Here is a 19,536-nt window from a genome sequence, read left to right as displayed (position 1 = left end):
ACCACGCCCTCTTCGGGGCGTGGTCCCCCTCCCCCGTGAACGGGGGAGGATTGGGGCGGGGGCTCCTAGGCGTAGCTCTGGAGGGGGCGCACTTCCAGGGGGGCCTCGGCGGTCGCCGCGATGGCTCGGGCGGCGGCCAGGGCGGCGGGGGCGGTGGTGAAGTAGGGGATCTTGCCCATGAGGGCGGTGCGGCGGATCTCGAAGCTGTCGAGCAGCGACTGCTTGCCCTCGGTGGTGTTGAAGACGAGCTGGACCTCGCCGTTCTTCATGGCGTCGACGATGTGGGGGCGGCCTTCGAGGACCTTCTTCACCACCTCGACCTTGACGCCCTCGCCCGCCAGGAAGGCGGCGGTTCCGGCCGTGGCCAGGATGCGGAAGCCCTGGGCCTGGATGATGCGGGCCGCCTCCAGGATCCAGAGCTTGTCGGCGTCGCGCACCGAGATGAAGGCGCAGCCCTGGGTGGGCAGGGTGGTCCCGCCGCCGAGCTGGGCCTTGGCGAAGGCGCGGGCGAAGGCGGGGCCCGGCCCCTCGCCGGGGCGTATCCAGTCGAGGCCCATGACCTCGCCCGTCGAGCGCATCTCGGGGCCCAGGACGGTGTCGACCTTGGGGAACTTGGCGAAGGGGAAGACGGCTTCCTTCACCGCGATGTGGTCGTAGGGCCTGTCGGCGAGACCGAAGTCGGCGAGCGGCTTGCCGGCCATCAGCTTGGCGGCGATGGCGGCCACGGGCTGGCCGATGGTCTTGGCCACGAAGGGCACCGTGCGGCTGGCGCGCGGGTTGACCTCGAGCACATAGATGCGCGGGGCCTCGCCGTGCGGCTCCTCGATGGCGAACTGGACGTTCATCAGGCCGCGGACCTCCAGCGCCCGGGCCATGGCCTCGGTCTGGCGCTTCAGCTCGGCGATGGTCGCCGGCGTGAGCGAGAAGGGCGGGAGCGAGCAGGCGCTGTCGCCCGAGTGCACGCCAGCCTCCTCGATATGCTCCATGACGCCGGCCACGAAGACCTGGCCATGGGCGTCGCACAGGGCGTCCACGTCCACCTCGGTGGCGCGGCTGAGGTACTGGTCGAGGAGGACCGGGCTGTCACCCGACACCTGGACGGCGGTGGCGATGTAGCGTTCGAGCTGTTCGTCGTCGCGGACGATCTCCATCGCGCGGCCGCCCAGGACGTAGGAGGGGCGGATCACGACGGGGTAGCCCACCTTGTGCGCGGCGGCGAAGGCCTCGTCGCGGCTGCGGGCCAGGGCGTTGACCGGCTGGGCGATCTTCAGCTTGTGCAGCAGTTGCTGGAAACGCTCGCGGTCCTCGGCCAGGTCGATGGCGTCGGGGCTAGTGCCCAGGATCGGGATGCCCGCGTCCTCCAGCGGCTTGGCCAGCTTGAGGGGCGTCTGGCCGCCGAACTGGACGATGACGCCCAGCAGCTCGCCGGCGGCGCGCTCGGTCTCGATCAGTTCGAGGACGTCCTCGGCGGTCAGCGGCTCGAAGTAGAGGCGGTCGGAGGTGTCGTAGTCGGTGGAGACGGTCTCGGGGTTGCAGTTGACCATGATCGACTCGACGCCGATCTCGGCCAGCGCGAAGGCGGCGTGGCAGCAGCAGTAGTCGAACTCGATCCCCTGCCCGATCCGGTTGGGGCCGCCGCCCAGGATGATGGCCTTCTTCGCCCCCGACGGCTCGCTCTCGCAGTCGGGAATCTGGCCCAGGGCGCCGGTCTCGTAGGTGGAGTACATGTAGGGCGTCTCGGCGCGGAACTCGCCGGCGCAGGTGTCGATGCGCTTGAAGACGGGGCGGACGCCCAGGGCGCGGCGCTGCTCGCGCACCTCCTTCTCGGTGGTCTGGGTCAGCTTCGCCAGCCGGGCGTCGGAGAAGCCCAGCGCCTTGAGGCGGCGGAAGTCGGCGGCGGCGGTGGGCAGCCCGCCCTCGCGGACGGCGGCCTCGGTGGCCACCAGGGCTTCGAGCTGGCGCAGGAACCAGGGCTCGTAGGAACAGGCGGCGTTGACCTCGTCCACCGTCAGGCCGGCGCGGAACGCCTGGGCGATCACGCGCAGCCGGTCCGGGGTGGGGACGGCCAGGGCGCGCAGCACCGCGGCGCGGCCGGTCTCGGGATCGTCGCCGCCCTCGATGGCGATCTCGTCCAGGCCGGAGAGACCGGTCTCCAGGCCGCGCAGGGCCTTCTGGAGGCTCTCGGCGAAGGTGCGGCCGATGGCCATGACCTCGCCCACCGACTTCATCTGGGTGGTGAGATAGGGCTCGGAGCCGGGGAACTTCTCGAAGGCGAAGCGCGGGATCTTGGTGACGACGTAGTCGATGCTGGGTTCGAACGAGGCGGGCGTGGCGCCCGTGATGTCGTTCATCAGCTCGTCCAGCGTGTAGCCCACGGCCAGGCGGGCGGCGACCTTGGCGATCGGGAAGCCGGTGGCCTTGGACGCCAGGGCCGAGCTGCGGCTGACCCGCGGGTTCATCTCGATCACCACCATGCGGCCGTCGGCCGGGTTGATGGCGAACTGCACGTTGGAGCCGCCGGTCTCGACGCCGATCTCGCGCAGCACGTCGATGGAGGCGCGGCGCATCCGCTGATATTCCTTGTCGGTCAGCGTGAGTGCGGGGGCGACGGTGATGGAGTCGCCCGTGTGGACGCCCATCGGGTCGATGTTCTCGATGGAGCAGATGATGATGCAGTTGTCCGCCTTGTCGCGGACGACCTCCATCTCGTACTCCTTCCAGCCGAGCACGCTCTCCTCGATCAGCACCTCGGTGGTGGGCGAGAGGTCCAGGCCCCGCTCGACGATCTCGCGGAACTCCTCGATGTTGTAGGCGATGCCCCCGCCGCTGCCGGCGAGGGTGAAGGACGGGCGGATGATCGCGGGCAGGCCCACGAACTCCAGGCCCTCCAGCGCCTCATCCATCGAGTGGGCGGCCTTGGACCTGGGGCTCTCCAGCCCGATCTTGTCCATGGCGTTGCGGAACTTGAGGCGGTCCTCGGCCTTGTCGATGACGTCGGCGCGGGCGCCGATCATCTCGACGCCGAACTTCTCGAGCACCCCGAGCTCCTCGAGCGCGAGGGCGGTGTTCAGCGCCGTCTGGCCGCCCATGGTGGGCAGCAGGGCGTCGGGCCGCTCCTTCTCGATGATCTTGGCCACCATCTCGGGCGTGATCGGCTCGATGTAGGTGGCGTCGGCGACGTCGGGATCGGTCATGATCGTCGCCGGGTTCGAATTGACCAGCACGATCCGATAGCCCTCGGCGCGCAGGGCCTTGCAGGCCTGGACGCCGGAATAGTCGAACTCGCACGCCTGGCCGATGACGATGGGCCCCGCGCCGATGATCAGGATCGAGGAGATGTCGGTGCGTTTGGGCATGGCTCTCGCGCGAAAAGGCGGCCGCGCGAGACACGCGCGCCGGCGCCTGGTCAGAACTTCAGGTTAAGGCGCCCCTTTAGAGACCCGGCCGCCCGTGCGCAAGCGAGCCGGCGCCCCTTTGCCCCCCCGGGCACGGGCAAGTCGCGGAACGCGATTTGGTTCCCGGAAATTTCTGTTTCGAATCATGCAACTGGCGGCGGGGCTGGGGCGCTGTTCCTGCAAGGCGCCGCAAAGCGCCGCGACAGCACCAGGAGGCCGCCATGAGCCTGATCGACCGCATTCCGACGCTCGCCGACGACGAGGTGGCGACCTTCCTCGCCAACGCGCGCCGGCTGGCCGAGTCGGGCGACGACAAGCAGCGGGCGGCGGCGGCCGAGCTGGTTCCGGCCCTGGAGGCCGAAGCCGAGGCGCGGCACGACGCGCGCCAGGAGCGGGCCAAGGCGAAGCGCGCCGCCACCCGCCGGGCCACCCTGCGCAGCCAGGCGGCCTGAGGGGCGGGCCTGAGGGGCGACCTGACGGGCGAGGCCGCACCCGCAACGCCGGGGCGGGGGTCGAAACCCTCGCCTCTTCGGCGATGTGCGACTCAACCGTGACGACTTGCGCAAAGGCCCAGGTGCGGGCAGCTTGGCCTGTGTCAGTTCGCCGCACGGCGACGAAACCGCAGGTGTTCACTTGGCCGCCGCCGTCACGTCCCCGGACATACTCGTCCAGCTCATGTCGCGCATCGCCGCCGGCGAACGCGAGGCCCTGCGACAACTTTACGAAGCCACCTCGGCGAAACTCTTTGGCGTCTGCCTCCGTATCCTCTCCGACCGCGAGGAAAGTGAGGACGTGTTGCAGGACGTTTACGTCACCATCTGGCGACGTGCGGATCGGTTCGATTCCGCCCGGGCGAGCGTGATGACATGGGCATCGACCATCGCCCGCAACCGGGCGATTGATCGCCTGCGCGCCCGAGGTCCGATCGCCTACGCCGAACCGGTCGAGGAGCTGGAGATTCCCGATGGGGCCGACAGCGCCGAGACCCTGCTCTCGGCCGCCGACGACCGCGCCCGGCTGCACGGCTGCCTGAGCGAGCTGGACGACCGCACCCAGTCGGTCATCCGCACCGCCTTCTTCGAGGGCGTGACCTATGACGCGCTGGCCCGCCGGATGGATGCGCCGCTGGGCACGGTGAAGAGCTGGATTCGTCGGGGACTGGCGAAGCTGAAGGGGTGCCTCCAGTCATGAGCGAAGCTCCCGACCTCTCCGAAGCCGAAGCCCTGGCCGCCGAACACGCGCTGGGGGTGCTGGACGCCCGCGAGCGGGCCGAGGCCGAACTGCGCATGGCGCGGGAACCGGCGTTCGCCGCCGACGTCGCGGCCTGGCAGGCGCGGCTGGCGCCGCTGCTGGAGCAGATCCCCTCCGTCCCGGCGCCCGCGGGGCTCTGGGCGCGGATCGAGCGCCTGCTGCCGGCCAACGACTCCAGGACCAGCGGGGCCGCCAACGACAACGGCGCGCTCCTGGGCCGGCTCAGGTTCTGGCGGAACGCGGCGATGGGCGGCTTCGCCCTGGCCGCCGCCAGCCTGGCCGCCGTGGTGGTGCAGGTGAACCAGCCGCCGGTGACCGTCACCCGCGACGTGCCGGTGGCCCCGCAGGGCCAACTGCTGAGCGCCAGCGTCGTCAGCCAGGACAGCCGGGTCCAGCCCCTGTTCACGGCCGCCTACGATCCCGACCGCAAGGCCCTGATCGTCACCTCGCTGCTGCCCGAGGGCTCGGAGCGCGACAAGGTGCACGAGCTGTGGCTGATCGCCGGCCAGGACAACCCCAAGTCCCTGGGCCTGGTGGAATCCGGCAAGGCGAAGGTGATCGCGCTGCCGACCGAACTGATGGCCAAGATGGCCGAGGGCGCGGCGCTGGCCGTCTCGGTCGAACCGCCCGGCGGGTCGCAGAACCCGGACGGCCCGAGCGGCCCGGTCATCGGCGTCGGCAAGCTGTCGCGGCTCTAACCCGTGGCCGAGCGCCCCGGCGCGCGATATGCCGGGGCGTCTCGCGTCTGATTGGGGGTGCCTGCATGAAACGTGTCCTGGCGGCTGCGGCCGCGAGCCTGGCGATCGCCGCGTTGGCGTCCGCCGGCGCCGCCGAGGCGCGCCCGATCCCCGAGGCCGGCCTCGCCATCGAGGACGTCATCGCGTTCCTCAAGGCCGAGGGCTTCGATCCGAAGGTCGAGAAGACCGACGACGGGACGCGCTATGTCCAGGCCCAGGCCGCCAACGGCGTGAAGTTCGAAGTCGACCTCTACGACTGCACGGATGGGCGCTGCCGGGCGGTGCAGTTCCTCTCCAGCTTCGACCTGGAGCAGCCGCTGGGGCTCGAGAAGGCCAACGACTGGAACCGCACGAAGCGGTACGTCCGCGTCTACCTGGACCCGGCGGGCGACCCGATCTTCGCCTACGACGCCAACGTGGCCCCCGGCGGCACGTTCGAAGCCCTCCGCGACGACCTGGACGTCTTCCTCCAGTTCCTCCCGGAGATCCTCCAACACATCGGGTGGTGAGGGAATCCCCTCGGGGAATGTTCTCTTATTGTTCCAATCGACGGAGGGTGGTAAGTTGACGGCATGATCCAGCCGACGACCGACCTCTTGCTTCATCGCGAGGAGGCGTTTCGCATTCAAGGCGCGATCTTCGAGGTCAACCGAGCCATGGGTCGCGGATTTCTGGAGGCGGTCTATCAAGAATGCCTGGCAATGGAGTTTTCCGCCCGCCGGATTCCATTTCGGGCCCAGCCGACGCTGCGGCTCGCATACAAGGGGACGCCTCTGAGGCAGGCCTACGCGCCGGACTTCGTATGCTTCGAGGCGATCATCGTAGAGCTCAAGGTCGCCCGGGCGATCGCGCCCGAGCATCGGGCGCAACTCTTGAACTACCTGCGCGCGACGGGCCTTGACCTGGGGTTGCTCGTCAACTTCGGAGCCGTCCCGCGCGCGACGGTGGAGCGGCTCGTTTTGCAAGACGAGGAACCGCGAACGAACGCGAAGGAACGCGAACGCGTCCGTGAAGCCTCTGCTCTCGGAGAAAGTCCCAGTGGCCCAGACCGTTCCTGAGGTCCTGTTCGCGTTCCTTCGCGTTCGTTCGCGGTTCAATTCTTGCGGCTTCGCCGCGTCTACTTCGCCTGGTCCATGAGGGCGGTGAAGCGTTCGAAGATGTAGAGGCTGTCTGTGGGGCCGGGGGAGGCCTCGGGGTGGTGCTGGACCGAGAAGACGGGGCGGTCCTTGAGCGCGATGCCGGCGTTGGTGCCGTCGAACAGCGAGACGTGGGTCTCGACCACGGGCTCGGGCAGGCTGTCGCGGTCCACGGTGAAGCCGTGGTTCATCGAGACGATCTCGACCTTGCCGGTCGTCAGGTCCTTGACCGGATGGTTCGCGCCATGATGGCCCTGGTCCATCTTCACCGTCTTCGCGCCGAGCGCGAGCGACAGCATCTGGTGGCCCAGGCAGATGCCGAAGACGGGCTTGCCGCTGTCGACCAGCTTGCGGATCTCGGGCACGGCGTATTCGCCCGTCGCCGCCGGGTCGCCGGGACCGTTCGACAGCAGCACGCCGTCGGGATTGCGCGCCAGGATCTCTTCGGCGGTCGTCGTGGCCGGCACCACCGTCACCCGCGCGCCGACCGAGGTCAGCGCCCGCAGGATGTTGCGCTTCACGCCGTAGTCGACGACGACCACCTCGTAGCTCGGCGACCCCGCCCTGGCGTAGCCCCCGTTCCAGTCCCACAGGCCTTCGTCGTAGGTGAACGGTTGCAGACAGGTGGCGTCCTTGGCCAGGTCCAGGCCGACCAGGCCCGACCACGCCTTCGCCCGGGCGACCAGGGCGTCCAGGTCGAACCGGCCCTCGGGATCGTGGGCGATGACGCCGTGGGGCATGCCGCGCTCGCGGATCGCGCGGGTCAGGGCGCGGGTGTCGACCCCGGCCAGGCCGATGACGCCGCGGCGCGCCATCCAGGCCTCGAGATCGCTGTCCGCGCGCCAGTTGGCCGGGCGGGTGGGCGCATCGCGGAAGATCGCCCCGCGCGCCGCGGTCTCGGCCGAGCCCGACATCTGCTCGATGTCCTCGACGTTGGTCCCCACGTTGCCCACGTGCGGGAACGTGAAGGTCACGATCTGGGCCATGTAGGACGGGTCGGTCAGGATTTCCTGGTAACCGGTCATGGCGGTGTTGAAGCACACCTCGCCCACGGCCTCGCCGACGCCGCCCACCCCCACGCCCTGAAGGACGGTTCCGTCCGCCAGCGCCAGCACGCCGGTGACGCCAGGCAACAGGTCACGGCTCATCGGCGGCTCTCCTTGTAGGCAAACGGCGCGCTAGGTAGTGAGTCCCGCACGGCGGGTCAATGCGACGGAGAATGTCATGACGTATATCGATCCGGATCGCGAGGCCTGGGAGATCTTCAAGGGCCTGCCCCGCGACCAACCCATCCAGATGCTGAACCTGGTCCGGCTGAAGCCCGAGGCGACGTATCCCGAGGGACATCCCGACCACGGAAAGGGCCTGAGCGGACGGGACGCCTACCGCGCCTATGGCCGCACCACCGCCCATATCCTCAAGCGGCTGGGCGGACGCCAGGTGTGGGCCGGCCGACCGCAGGTGATGGTGACGGGTCCCCAGGCCGAGGCCTGGGACATCGCCTTCATCGCCGAATACCCGAACGCCGACGCCTTCATCGCGATGGTGCGCGATCCCGAGTACCGGGACCTCGTGCAGCATCGGACCGCCGGCGTGGCCGACTCGCGCCTCCTGCGCCTGGAGCCCGTGCGCGAACCGGGCGAGGGCTTCGGCGAATAGATTGGCGGAAAACGAGGGAAACCTGTCCTTTCAGCCACTCCGGAGCCGATGTAGCCTTAGGCATGCTGGCCCTGCGCCCCAACTGCGAATGCTGCGACCGCGACCTTGCGCCCGACAACGGCGAGGCGCGCATCTGCAGCTTCGAATGCACCTTCTGCGCCCGGTGCGCCGACGCACGCTTCGGCGGACGTTGCCCCAACTGCGGCGGCGGGCTGGTGGCGCGACCGATCCGGCCCGCGGCCCTCCTGGAAAAATTCCCGCCCTCGGCCGAGCGGACGACCAAACCTCACACGGCCTGCGCCACCTGAGACGACAGCGCCGCATCGAGCGCGGCGAACAGGGTCTCGACCCGGATGGGCTTGGCGATATGGCCGTCCGCGCCCGCGGCCGCCGAGGCGGCCCGGTCCTCGGGCGAGGTGTTGGCGGACAGGACGATGGTGGGTGTGCGCGCCCGGCCCAACGAGGCCTCGTCCTTGCGGATGGTGCGGATGGCCGCCAGGCCATCGGTGACCGGCATGCGCAGGTCCATCAGAACCGCGTCGTACCCGCCCGCCCGCCAGGCCTCCACCGCCTCGTACCCGTTCTCCACGGTCGTGACCTGGACGCCCGCCGCCTCGAGCATCAGCTCGATGACCTTGCGGTTGGTGGGATTGTCGTCGGCGGCCAGCACGCGGAGCGGCCGGTCGGAACCCGCGACGCCCGCCCGCTCGTCGACGGCCAGATCGGCGTCGCCATAGTCCAGCAGGCCGTTGACGATGCGGTTGAGCTGGCGCGCCGCCGCGCGGATGTCGGACACCAGGGCGCGCTGTTCGGGACACAGGTCGGTGGCGTCCAGCGCCTGGGCCAGGCCCAGGACGCCGTTCAGCGGGGTGCGGAGCTCGTGGCTCATGTCGGCCAGGAATTCGGCCTTGGCCCGATGCGCCGCCTCGGCGTGGACCAGCGCCTCCTCCAGGGCGGCGGCCTGCTGCTTCATCTCGGTGATGTCGACCCGCAGGCCTATGACGCCCCCGTCCGACGTCCGGCGTTCCTCGATCATGAGCCAGCGGCCGTCCGAGACCTGCTGCTCGTGCCGCTCGCCCGTGGCCCGGGCCAGCTTGGCCTCGCGCTCGGCCAGCCAGGCCGCCTCGCAGCCGATGGCGTCCGGATAGTCGCCGCGCGCCACCCCCTCGCGAAGGGTGTCGATCAGCCGGGCGCCCGGCCGGAACAGATCGGCCGAGCGATGGTAGATCTCGGCGTAGCGCCGGTTCCAGAGGATGTAGCGGCCCTCGGCGTCCAGGAAGACCACGCCCTCGGGGATCGCATCGATCGCGTCGCGCAGCCGCGCCTCGGCCAGGTCGGCCTGCGCCTGTGCGTCCGCGACCGCACGGCCCCCCAGCCGCGCGCCGATCCAGCGCCAGATTCCCCCCGTGGCCATCGCCGGCCTCCGAATCAACCCCAGACAAGCATCGCCGGCCCGGGTTACCAAAACCTCGCAATCCTTTGTTGCATAAGGGATTGGCGCCCGCTGCACGCGTCTTGGGCGCCCCCTGCCCGGCGATTGCGCAGGATACCCGCCCGGCCGTATGGATCGCCGCCATGCGCATCACCACGGTCGGCCTCGACGCCGACGACACCCTCTGGCACAACGAGACGATCTTCCGCCTCACCCAGGATCGCCTGCGCGCGATGCTGTCGGACTACGCCAGCCATGAGCTGACCACCGCCCGCCTGGCCGAGGTGGAGAAACGCAACCTCCGGCTCTACGGGTACGGCGTGAAGGGCTTCACGCTCTCGATGATCGAGACGGCGATGGAGCTGACCGAGGGCCAGCCGCCCGGCCGGCTGATCGCCGACATCCTGGCCGCCGGCCGCGAGATGCTGTCCGAGCCGGTGGAGCCGCTGCCCGGCGTCGACAACGCCCTGGCCGAACTGGCGGAAGCCGGCTTCCGCCTCGTGCTGATCACCAAGGGCGACCTGCTGCACCAGGAGCAGAAGCTGGCCGCCTCGGGCCTGGGCGACCTGTTCGCCGCGGTCGAGATCGTGAGCGAGAAGGACGCCTCGACCTATGCCCGCGTCTTCGACCGCTACGGCACGGGCGCGGGTGAGGCGGTGATGGTCGGCAACTCCCTGCGCTCCGATATCCTGCCCGCGATCGAGGCCGGCGCGTGGGGGGCCTATATCCCCTACCCCATCACCTGGGCGCACGAGGTCGCCGACCCGCCGGCCGACCATCCCCGCTTCACGGAGCTGGCGAGCATCTCCGAGCTTCCCGGCTGGCTGGGGACGTTGAAGTAGGGGGAACCACGAAGGACACGAAAGAACACGAAAAGCGGCGCTTCGCCGTCGGCCTCCGCGCGAGCGGAAGCGCTTGAGTTGTGAACCGCGAACGAACGCGAAAGAACGCGAACGATCTCGGACCGGCCCCGACGCATTCGCGTTCTTTCGCGTTCGTTTGCGGTTCAAACCCTTGCGGTGGCGCCGCTTCGCGGCCTCGCGTGCGGCCCCTTTCGTGTCCTTTCGTGTTTTTCGTGATTTCCATCCTAGCGATGTCACAACCCGCCCCGCCGCTCCGTCCTGGGCGTGGAACCGACGGAGGGTGGCGATGCGGGATTGGGATCGATATCTGGCCGGCCTGACGGGGCTGGTCCTGGGCGCCAACGGGCTGGCGATGCTGTTCGCGCCGCTGGCCTGGTACGACGCCGTGCCGGGCGTACCGCAGACGGGGCCGTTCAACCCGCACTTCGTGCGCGACATCGGCGCGATCTATGCGACCAGCGCGCTGGCGCTGGCCTGGTTCGCGTGGCGGCCGCGGCAGGGATGGCCGGCGCTGGCCGCCGCCGCCGCCTGGCTCACGACGCACGCCGCCATCCACGTCTACGACGCCACCTGCGGGGCGACCCCGCTGGCCGACCTGCGCCGCGACGCCGTGGGGGTCTTCCTGCTGGCGGCGATCCCGCTGGCGCTGGCCCTTCTCCGCAAGCCCCCTCCCTCCGAGATCGAGGTCTGACCCATGCTCAAGTTCTTCCTCTCCCGCCAGCTCGACCGGTTCGAGGCCGCCTTCGGCTACGACGCCGGCTACATGCGCCACGTGCTGCGCCAGAATCCCCGGAGCCTGCTCAAGTTCAGCCTGGGGACCCAGGCGGCCGACCGCCGCGCCGCGCCGCCCGAGGCGCTGGCCGCCGCGGGCCTCGTGGGGACGTTGCAGGAGGACTGCGGCCCCTGCGTGCAGGTGGGCGTGGACATCGCGACGGCCGAGGGCGTGGACCCCGCCATCCTGCGCGCCATCGTCGCCGGGGACGAGGCGGGGATGGGCGAGACCGCGGCTCTGGCCTACCGCTTCGCCCGCGCCAGCTTCGCCCGGGACATGGAGACCTGCGACCCCCTGCGCGACGAGATCGTGCGCCGCTGGGGCGAGCCGGCGCTGGTGGCCATCGGCCTCGCCCTGACCGCCGCGCGCATGTATCCGACGCTCAAGTACGCCCTGGGCTACGGCAAGGCCTGTTCACGGGTGACCGTGGCGGGCGAGGCCGTGACGCCCGGGATCGCCCGCCTGGAGCTGGCGGCGTAGGGTGGCGGCGATGGACGCGGCGCTCACCGACGCCTTCGAGGCGAGCCGCCCGCGGCTGACGCGGCTGGCCTATCGCATGCTGGGCTCGGTCTCCGAGGCCGAGGACGCGGTGCAGGACGCCTGGCTGCGCTGGAGCCGGGCCGGGGCGGGCGTGGACGATCCCGCCGCCTGGCTGGTGCGGGCCACGACGCGGCTCTGCATCGACCGCCTGCGCGCCGCCAAGGCCGAGCGGGCGGCCTACAGGGGCCCCTGGCTTCCCGAGCCGTTGATCGAACCCCTGGTTGAGCCTGCCACAGACGCGGTCGAGCGGGCCGAGGAGGTCTCGATCGCCTTCCTGCTGGCGCTGGAGCGGCTGTCGCCGCTGGAGCGGGCGGTCTTCCTGCTGCACGACGTGTTCGACCAGGACTACGCGCAGGTGGCCGAGACATTGGAGCGCTCGGAGGCCGCCGTGCGCCAGCTCGCCAGCCGCGCCCGCAGCCACGTGCAGGACGCCCGGCCGCGCTTCACCGTGGATCGGGACAAGGCGATGAAACTGGCCGCCGCGTTCGCCGCCGCCTCGGCGACGGCCGACGCCAAGGCGCTGTCCGAGCTGCTGGCCGAGGACGCGATCATGGTCAGCGACGGCGGCGGCAAGCGCACCGCGGCGCTGCGGGTCCTGGTGGGTCGGGACGACATCATCGGCCTCTTCCAGGGTCTGCTCTGGCGCCACGGCGAGATGGGCGTGCAGGGCCTGGAGATGGTGCGCATCAACGGCGGCCCCGGCCTGCTGCTGCGCCTGCACGACGGGCCGGAGACCCTGGCGTTCGAGCCGGGCGAGGACGGCCGGATCGCCGCCATCTACGTCATGCGCAACCCCGATAAGCTGCGGCATCTGACTCATCAGTTGCGGGATGGCGGCTAGGACGTGGACACTCTCTGGACTACGGCCGGCTAAGGCGCCCATCAGGCGGACCCAGATCGTCTGATCTGCTCAACTCTCTAGAATAGAAAGATTTTTCACTAGAACATACAAGGAACATACACTATCGGTCCTCCCCACGGCGCGAACGACGCACAGGGCGGGTCATGTCGTCCACGTCCGGCGGGCTTCTGTCTACCCGTCACGCACCTCGATAATCATGGGTGTCACCTAACAAGACCCCTTGGCCGCGCGCAGGCGGCGAGTGAGCAGGGCATGGTCGGTCGGTTCGACGAGCGGTTCGTGGAGGAGGTGAAGTCGCGGCTGCGGCCCAGCGACGTCATCGGCCGCACGGTCAAGCTGCGCAAACAGGGGCAGGAGTACGTCGGCCTCTCGCCGTTCAACAAGGAGAAGACGCCCTCGTTCTACGTGAACGACGCCAAGGGAATGTTCTTCGACTTCTCGTCGGGCAAGACGGGCGACCTCATCACCTTCCTCCAGGAGACCGAGCGGCTGACCTTCGCCGAGGCCGTCGAGCGGCTGGCCGGCGAGGCGGGCGTGCCGCTGCCGGCCGTCGATCCGCGCGGCGTCGAGCAGGAGAAGAAGCGCCAGGGCCTGGCCGACTGGCTGGAACTGGCGGCGCAATGGTTCGAGGCCGAGCTGCGCCGGCCGGCCGGCCGCGAGGCGCGCGCCTACCTGGAGCGCCGGGGCCTGCCCGAGGCCGAGTGGGGCCGCTTCCGCCTGGGCTTCGCGCCGGCCAAGGACGCGAGGGGCGGCCGCACCGCGCTGAAGGACTATCTGGTCGCCAAGGGCGCCCAGCCGGGGGCGCTGGTCGAGACGGGCCTGCTGGTCGCGCCCGAGGACGGCGGCGCGCCGTTCGACCGGTTCCGCGACCGGATCGTCTTCCCGATCCTGGACGCGCGCGGCCGGGTGGTCTCGTTCGGCGGCCGGGCGATGGATCCCCAGGCCCGCGCCAAATACCTGAACGGCCCCGAGACCGTGGTCTTCCACAAGGGGCATCACCTCTACGGCCTGTCCGAAGCGCGGAAGATCCTGGCCACGGCGAAGGGCGACGAGGACCCGCCGCTGGTGGTGGTGGAGGGCTACATGGACGTCATCGCCTGTCAGCGGGCGGGCGTGCCGGCGGTGGCGGCCATGGGCACGGCGCTGGGCGAGGACCAGATGGAGCTGCTGTGGCGCCATCACCCCGAGCCGACCCTCTGCTTCGACGGCGACCGGGCGGGCCGGCAGGCCGCGGCGCGCGCCATCGACCGGGCCCTGCCGCTGCTGAAGGCCGGGCGGAGCTTCCGGTTCGCCATCGTGGAGGGCGGCAAGGACCCCGACGACGTCCTGCGCGAACAGGGGCCTGCGGCGCTGAAGGCCCAGCTCGCGAAGACCACGCCGTTCGCCGAAGCCCTGTTCCGCCGCGAGCACGACGAGGCCCAGCCGCTGGACACGCCCGAGCGCAAGACGGCGCTGAAGGTGCGGCTGCGCAAGCTGGCGGCGAGCATCCCCGACGCCGATCTCGCCGCCGCCTACAAGGAGGACCTGCTGGGGCGCTTCGACCAGCTCTCGCCCAGGGCGGCCAGCGTCTACGAACCCGGCGCCGCGGGCCGGGCGCTGTCCAACCACGGCTGGGCGAAGCGCCGCGCCGCGGCGGCGGGGGCGACGCCCGAGGCGCGGAGCGCCGCGCAGGCGCTGCAACAGTCGGCGCGGCCGCTGGCGGCGGCCCTGGCCAAGGCCGCCCTCCTCGACCCGGCGATCATCGACGATTCCATCGAACTGGTGGGGTCGCACGGCTTCGGCGACCAGAAGCTGGACCGGATCGCCCACGAACTGGTCCAGTTGCGCTACGAGGCCGAAGAGGCCGAATTCGAAGTGGTGATGCGGCGCCTCCAGGCCCGCGGCGTCGACGCGGCGATGATCGCGCGGATGGACCGCGACGCCAGCCGGGCCGGCGTCGCCGCGCCGTTCCTGGACCCGACCGCCGCGCGCGACCGGGCGCGCCTGCTCTGGCGTCAGGCCTTCGACCTGCTCATGCAACTCGAAGCCCTTGAGCGGGCCGTCGAGGCGGCGGTGCAGGACGTGGCCCGCGACCCCACGGCCCTTGCGACCCTGGCCCCGCTCAAGGCCGAGCGCGACCACCTGCGCCGCCTCATCAACAGCGACTGGGCCAACGGCGAGGACGGCCCGGTGGCGGTGTTGCCGCACTGAACGCGGCGCGACCGGCGGTCGCGGGCGCCCGGGAATGCACCCTGCCCGCCTTGACACCGGGCGTCCCGCGCGCCATCTGCGGGCTACGGATTTAGCGTGCTTGCGACAGACATCGCCGGGCCGTTGCGACTTCGGACGCGCCCCTTCGTGATGATGATGTCTCCCTCGAGGCGCGGAAGTCCCCGTGGCGACCGCATCTGCGGACGGCCAAAGGACGTTGCGAGGGGCTCGGCCCATCGCGGCGCTTGAATCCTTTGCGCGTCTACAGGCGTTGGAACGCTTCGGACGACCGTATCCCAAGGGAACATTTCATCGTGCGCCTGGGTCGTCATGTCGCGACCCCTTCGCTACCGGCGCACGGGCCACCATTTACCGGCCCGCCTTCCTGCCGCGTCTCTCGCGGCGGCCAGGAACGACGCCGAGTCTGGAGATTTAGATGAGCGCCAACACCGCCGAAGCCGAAGCCCCCGAAACCACGGCGACCGACGGCCCGCTGCTCGACCTCACCGACGCCGCGGTCAAGAAGTTCATCAAGCAGGCCAAGACCCGCGGCTACGTCACCATGGACGAGCTGAACAAGGTGCTGCCCTCCGAGGAAGTGACCTCGGAACAGATCGAAGACACCCTCGCCATGCTGAGCGAGATGGGCGTCAACGTCGTGGAATCCGAGGACGACGCCGAGGGCGGCGAGGTGGCGGTCCGCGAAGAGACCGCGGTGGTCGAGACCACCAAGGAGCCGGCCTACGACCGCACCGACGACCCCGTGCGGATGTACCTGCGGGAAATGGGCTCGGTGGAGCTGCTGTCGCGCGAAGGCGAGATCGCCATCGCCAAGCGCATCGAAGCCGGCCGCGACACCATGATCCGCGGCCTGTGCGAGAGCGCCCTGACCTTCGAGGCCATCATGGTGTGGCGCGAGGAGCTGGAAGGCGGCCGCATCCTCCTGCGCGAGGTGATCGACCTCGAACAGACCTACGGCGGCCAGGTCGCCGCTGCGGCGGGCGACATGGCCTCGGAAGAGTCCGAGGAGACCGAGGAAAAGGCCGAGGGCGAGAGCGAAGGCGACGGCGACAGCGACGACGATTTCGACGACGGCGCCGGCCCGACGATCAGCGCCATGGAGGCCGAGCTGCGCGAGGGCGTGATGGCCACCCTGGACGCCATCGCCGGCGAGTTCGAGGGCTTCCGCCTGCTGCAGGAAAAGCTGGTGACCGCCCGGCTCCAGGGCCAGGATCTGGCCGAGGCCGACCGCACGGCCTACGCCGGCGCCACGAGCGCGATCGTCCAGCACCTCAAGACGCTCAAGCTCAACAACAACCGCATCGAAGCGCTGGTCGAGCAGCTCTACGCCATCAACAAGCGCCTGATGGTGCTGGAAGGCCGCCTGCTGCGCCTGGCCGACAGCTACGGCATCAGCCGCGCCGAGTTCCTGAAGGCCTACCTGGGCTCGGAGATGCGCCCCGACTGGTCGGGCCAGGTGAAGGCCCTGGGCGTGCGCTGGACCAAGTTCGCCGAGAACGACGCCGGCCAGATCGGCGACATCCGGAGCGAGATCGCCGCCCTCGCCCAGGAGACGGGCGTTCCCATCGACGACTATCGCCGCATCGTCCAGACCGTCCAGAAGGGCGAGCGGGAAGCGCGTCAGGCGAAGAAGGAGATGGTCGAGGCCAACCTGCGCCTCGTGATCTCGATCGCCAAGAAGTACACGAACCGCGGCCTGCAGTTCCTGGACCTGATCCAGGAGGGCAACATCGGCCTGATGAAGGCGGTGGACAAGTTCGAGTACCGTCGCGGCTACAAGTTCTCGACCTACGCCACCTGGTGGATCCGGCAGGCGATCACCCGCTCGATCGCCGACCAGGCGCGGACCATCCGCATCCCCGTCCACATGATCGAGACGATCAACAAGATCGTCCGCACCAGCCGCCAGATGCTGCACGAGATCGGCCGCGAGCCGACCCCGGAAGAGCTGGCCGAGAAGCTGGCCATGCCGCTGGAGAAGGTGCGCAAGGTCCTGAAGATCGCCAAGGAGCCGATCTCGCTCGAAACGCCGATCGGCGACGAGGAGGATTCGCATCTGGGCGACTTCATCGAGGACAAGAACGCCGTCCTGCCGATCGACGCCGCGATCCAGTCGAACCTGCGCGAGACCACCACCCGCGTGCTGGCGAGCCTGACCCCGCGCGAAGAGCGCGTGCTGCGCATGCGCTTCGGCATCGGCATGAACACCGACCACACCCTGGAAGAGGTGGGCCAGCAGTTCTCGGTGACCCGCGAACGTATCCGGCAGATCGAGGCCAAGGCCCTGCGCAAGCTGAAGCACCCCTCGCGGTCGCGGAAGCTGCGGAGCTTCCTCGACAGTTGACGGGCGGCGGCGGCGGAGGGACGCTTCCGGTCATGGCCGACGGCGAGATCACGCTGAAACTGGATGATGACATGCAGAGGCGCCTCACAGAGGCCGCCGACGCGGCTCGAATGTCTGTCGAGGACTATGTCCGCGGAATCATCAGGGAGGACCTCGGCCACGACGCGGCGAGCGACATCCTGGCGGAATCCCGGCGGCGATTGGCGACGTACGATCGGACTGGCGCGTACATCTCAGTCGAAGAGGCGATGGCGCATTTCAATTCGGAGTTGGAAGCCAGGTTGGCGGGCCGCGATTGAAGCGGACCCTCCGGCTCTCGCCTATGGCGCGAGACGACCTGTCCCGCCTCGTCGCATTCCTCGCCCAGCGCGATCCCGCGACGGCCCGCAGAGCCCATGCGACACTGGAAGGCGCCCTGATTTCCCTAACCGAGCTTTCTGAACGTGGCTTCCTCGTCGATCCAGGCTTGGGCCTTCGAGAGTTGAAGGTGAAATTCGGACGCTATGGATATGCGATCCAATATCGTGTGGATAAAGATTCGGTCTTCGTAGCCCAGATCTTCCACGTGCGGGAGACGCGGTGACACGTGTCTGGCGCGGGGCTCGCCAGACCTCTAGAAACGCGCGCAAACTCCCGGAGTCCGCATTGAAGACACCTGTTTTCCTGGCCGCCGCCGCACTCTTCGCCCTCCCCTCCTTCGCGCTATCGTCAAGCGCAGCCGGCCAAGTCCCGTCGGACCTCGACCGATCCGCCGCCGCGGTGCGCGCCCACGTCGAGTTCCTGGCCTCGGACCTGCTGGAGGGGCGCGAGGCCGGCACGCGCGGCTACGACATCGCCGCGGCCTATGTGGCGAGCCAGTTCGCCCAGCTCGGCCTCACGCCTGCGGGCGACGTCCGTGAGGGCAAGACCACCTGGTTCCAGGACACTCCGCTGCTGGCCGTGCGCCAGGCGGACGACGGGCGCTTCGCCCTCTTGGACCGAGGAGGCGCGGAAACGGTTCTGGTCCCTGGCGAGGACGTGATCACCGGCCGCCCGCTGGGCGCGCCCGAGCTGAAGCTGAACGCGCCGCTGGTCTTCGCCGGCTACGGCGTCGTGGCGCCCGAGCGCGGCCGCGACGACTATCGGGGTCTGGACGTGAAGGGGAAGATCGTCGTGGTCTTCCAGGGCGCGCCGTCCGGCTTCCAGACCGAGGAGCGGGCCTATTACGCCAGCGTGCGCACCAAGCGCCTCGCCGCCGAGGCGAACGGCGCCGTAGGCCTGGTGCTGGCCTATCGCCCCAGCGACGAGACCCGGCGTCCGTTCGCCCAGATGCGACGCGCCGCCGAGTCCTGGTCGATGACCTGGACGCGCCCCGACGGCACGGCCTTCGATACTGCGGCGCGCACGCCGATGCTGGCGACGCTGAGCGTGGCCGGCGCGAACAAGCTGTTCGCCGGCGCCCGCCGATCCTATGCCGACGCCGTGGCGGCGGCCGAAAAGCCCAGGGGCGAGGCGCCGCGCTTCGCCCTGCCCTACCGGCTGGACGCCGCGATCCGCACCGAGACCCGGACCACCCGCAGCGCCAACGTCGCCGGCCTGCTGCCCGGGTCGGACCCCAAGCTGAAGGACGAGATCGTCGTCCTGTCGGCCCACCTGGACCACGTGGGGATCACCGCGCCGGTCGACGGGGATTCCATCAACAACGGCGCGCTGGACAACGCCGGCGGGATCGCCACCACCCTGGAAGTCGCCCGCGCGTTCCGGGACTCGGGCCGGGCGCCCCGGCGTTCGATCCTGTTCCTGGCCGTCACCGCCGAGGAGAAAGGCCTGCTGGGCGCCGAATATTTCGCCCGCAACCCGACGGTGGCCGGGACGATGGTGGCCAACGTCAACCTCGACATGCCGGTCCTGACCTACGACTTCGTGGACGTCGTGGCGTTCGGGTCCGAGCGGTCGGGGATCGCCCAGGCCGTCCAGCGCGCGGCGACCCGCACAGGCGTCGCGCTGTCGCCCGACCCGATGCCCGAGGAGGGCCTGTTCACCCGCTCGGACCACTTCCGGTTCGTGGAGATCGGCGTGCCGTCCACCTTCCTGATGACCGGCTTCCAGAACGGCGGCGAGGCGAAGTTCCGCGGCTTCCTGGCCCAGTGCTACCACAAGCCCTGCGACGACCTGGCCCAACCGATCGACTACGCCGCCGGCGCCAAGTTCGCCCGGATCAACTACGAGATCACCCGGGAACTGGCCGACGCCGACGCCCGCCCGCTCTGGAACAGGGGCGACTTCTTCGGCGTGAAGTTCGGCCCAAGGGGATCGGTGGCGGACTGAGCGCTCGGGCTCGCCGGCGGCGCCTCG

19 protein-coding genes are annotated in these 19,536 nt (G+C 70.0%); 16 read left to right on the top strand and 3 right to left on the bottom strand.

The features are described from left to right. Positions 1-65: 65 nt before the first annotated feature. Positions 66-3,356 carry a carbamoyl-phosphate synthase large subunit gene (gene carB, locus ABS78_RS06725; RefSeq protein ID WP_293376325.1) on the bottom strand — a complete coding sequence of 1,097 codons (3,291 nt, stop codon included), beginning with the start codon at positions 3,354-3,356 and terminating at the stop codon, positions 66-68. Positions 3,357-3,616: 260 nt separating this feature from the next. Between carB and ABS78_RS06720 the strand changes: the two genes are divergently transcribed. The 5 genes from ABS78_RS06720 (at position 3,617) to ABS78_RS06700 (ending at position 6,441) form a co-directional block, all read left to right on the top strand. Further along, the gene (locus tag ABS78_RS06720; protein WP_293376323.1) at positions 3,617-3,847 is read left to right on the top strand and encodes a hypothetical protein; all 231 of its coding nucleotides are present in this window, start codon (positions 3,617-3,619) and stop codon (positions 3,845-3,847) included. 181 nt (positions 3,848-4,028) lie between these two features. Then, complete coding sequence (locus tag ABS78_RS06715; protein ID WP_293376321.1) at positions 4,029-4,586, top strand: sigma-70 family RNA polymerase sigma factor; 558 nt, start codon at positions 4,029-4,031, stop codon at positions 4,584-4,586. After that, positions 4,583-5,344 carry an anti-sigma factor gene (locus ABS78_RS06710; protein ID WP_293376319.1) on the top strand — a complete coding sequence of 254 codons (762 nt, stop codon included), beginning with the start codon at positions 4,583-4,585 and terminating at the stop codon, positions 5,342-5,344. Before ABS78_RS06715 ends, ABS78_RS06710 begins: the two co-directional genes overlap by 4 nt. A gap of 65 nt (positions 5,345-5,409) precedes the next feature. Beyond that, complete coding sequence (locus ABS78_RS06705) at positions 5,410-5,892, top strand: YbjN domain-containing protein (RefSeq protein ID WP_293376317.1); 483 nt, start codon at positions 5,410-5,412, stop codon at positions 5,890-5,892. A gap of 63 nt (positions 5,893-5,955) precedes the next feature. Beyond that, positions 5,956-6,441, top strand: coding sequence for a GxxExxY protein (locus tag ABS78_RS06700; RefSeq protein WP_293376315.1), 486 nt, complete (start codon positions 5,956-5,958; stop codon positions 6,439-6,441). A 59-nt stretch (positions 6,442-6,500) separates the two neighbouring features. Here the strand turns inward: ABS78_RS06700 and carA are convergent, their stop codons facing one another. After that, positions 6,501-7,667 carry a glutamine-hydrolyzing carbamoyl-phosphate synthase small subunit gene (gene carA / locus ABS78_RS06695; RefSeq protein ID WP_293376313.1) on the bottom strand — a complete coding sequence of 389 codons (1,167 nt, stop codon included), beginning with the start codon at positions 7,665-7,667 and terminating at the stop codon, positions 6,501-6,503. A 76-nt stretch (positions 7,668-7,743) separates the two neighbouring features. Here carA and ABS78_RS06690 point away from each other — a divergent pair, with 76 nt between their 5' ends. Next, positions 7,744-8,178 carry a DUF1330 domain-containing protein gene (locus ABS78_RS06690; RefSeq protein WP_293376311.1) on the top strand — a complete coding sequence of 145 codons (435 nt, stop codon included), beginning with the start codon at positions 7,744-7,746 and terminating at the stop codon, positions 8,176-8,178. Between the two features lie 62 nt (positions 8,179-8,240). Further along, complete coding sequence (locus ABS78_RS06685) at positions 8,241-8,486, top strand: DUF1272 domain-containing protein (protein WP_293376309.1); 246 nt, start codon at positions 8,241-8,243, stop codon at positions 8,484-8,486. On the opposite strand, the gene ABS78_RS06680 is transcribed toward ABS78_RS06685, so the two are convergent. Further along, positions 8,465-9,592, bottom strand: coding sequence for a response regulator (locus tag ABS78_RS06680; RefSeq protein ID WP_293376307.1), 1,128 nt, complete (start codon positions 9,590-9,592; stop codon positions 8,465-8,467). The genes ABS78_RS06685 and ABS78_RS06680 overlap by 22 nt on opposite strands. 161 nt (positions 9,593-9,753) lie before the next feature. On the opposite strand from ABS78_RS06680, the gene ABS78_RS06675 reads away from it, so the two are divergent. The 9 genes from ABS78_RS06675 (at position 9,754) to ABS78_RS06635 (ending at position 19,509) form a co-directional block, all read left to right on the top strand. Then, on the top strand, positions 9,754-10,452 hold the full coding sequence (locus tag ABS78_RS06675; RefSeq protein ID WP_293376305.1) for an HAD family hydrolase: 699 nt from the start codon (positions 9,754-9,756) through the stop codon (positions 10,450-10,452). A gap of 307 nt (positions 10,453-10,759) precedes the next feature. Beyond that, positions 10,760-11,164: a hypothetical protein gene (locus ABS78_RS06670; protein ID WP_293376303.1), complete on the top strand. Its 405-nt coding sequence runs from the start codon at positions 10,760-10,762 to the stop codon at positions 11,162-11,164. A gap of 3 nt (positions 11,165-11,167) precedes the next feature. Continuing rightward, on the top strand, positions 11,168-11,725 hold the full coding sequence (locus tag ABS78_RS06665) for a hypothetical protein (RefSeq protein WP_293376301.1): 558 nt from the start codon (positions 11,168-11,170) through the stop codon (positions 11,723-11,725). A gap of 10 nt (positions 11,726-11,735) precedes the next feature. Further along, positions 11,736-12,626: an RNA polymerase sigma factor SigJ gene (sigJ, locus tag ABS78_RS06660; protein WP_293376346.1), complete on the top strand. Its 891-nt coding sequence runs from the start codon at positions 11,736-11,738 to the stop codon at positions 12,624-12,626. A gap of 273 nt (positions 12,627-12,899) precedes the next feature. Next, the gene (gene dnaG, locus ABS78_RS06655) at positions 12,900-14,837 is read left to right on the top strand and encodes a DNA primase (protein ID WP_293376299.1); all 1,938 of its coding nucleotides are present in this window, start codon (positions 12,900-12,902) and stop codon (positions 14,835-14,837) included. Positions 14,838-15,273: 436 nt separating this feature from the next. Further along, positions 15,274-17,202 carry an RNA polymerase sigma factor RpoD gene (gene rpoD / locus ABS78_RS06650; protein WP_293376297.1) on the top strand — a complete coding sequence of 643 codons (1,929 nt, stop codon included), beginning with the start codon at positions 15,274-15,276 and terminating at the stop codon, positions 17,200-17,202. Between the two features lie 32 nt (positions 17,203-17,234). Beyond that, positions 17,235-17,501: a hypothetical protein gene (locus ABS78_RS06645; protein ID WP_293376295.1), complete on the top strand. Its 267-nt coding sequence runs from the start codon at positions 17,235-17,237 to the stop codon at positions 17,499-17,501. Beyond that, positions 17,498-17,785 (top strand): type II toxin-antitoxin system RelE/ParE family toxin, encoded by a 288-nt coding sequence (locus tag ABS78_RS06640; protein WP_293376293.1) that lies wholly within the window; start codon positions 17,498-17,500, stop codon positions 17,783-17,785. Before ABS78_RS06645 ends, ABS78_RS06640 begins: the two co-directional genes overlap by 4 nt. A gap of 62 nt (positions 17,786-17,847) precedes the next feature. Then, on the top strand, positions 17,848-19,509 hold the full coding sequence (locus ABS78_RS06635; RefSeq protein ID WP_293376291.1) for a M28 family metallopeptidase: 1,662 nt from the start codon (positions 17,848-17,850) through the stop codon (positions 19,507-19,509). Positions 19,510-19,536: the final 27 nt, after the last annotated feature.

This window comes from Phenylobacterium sp. SCN 70-31, assembly GCF_001724605.1.
Lineage (GTDB): Bacteria > Pseudomonadota > Alphaproteobacteria > Caulobacterales > Caulobacteraceae > Phenylobacterium.
This window is presented reverse-complemented; position numbering and strand designations above follow the sequence as displayed.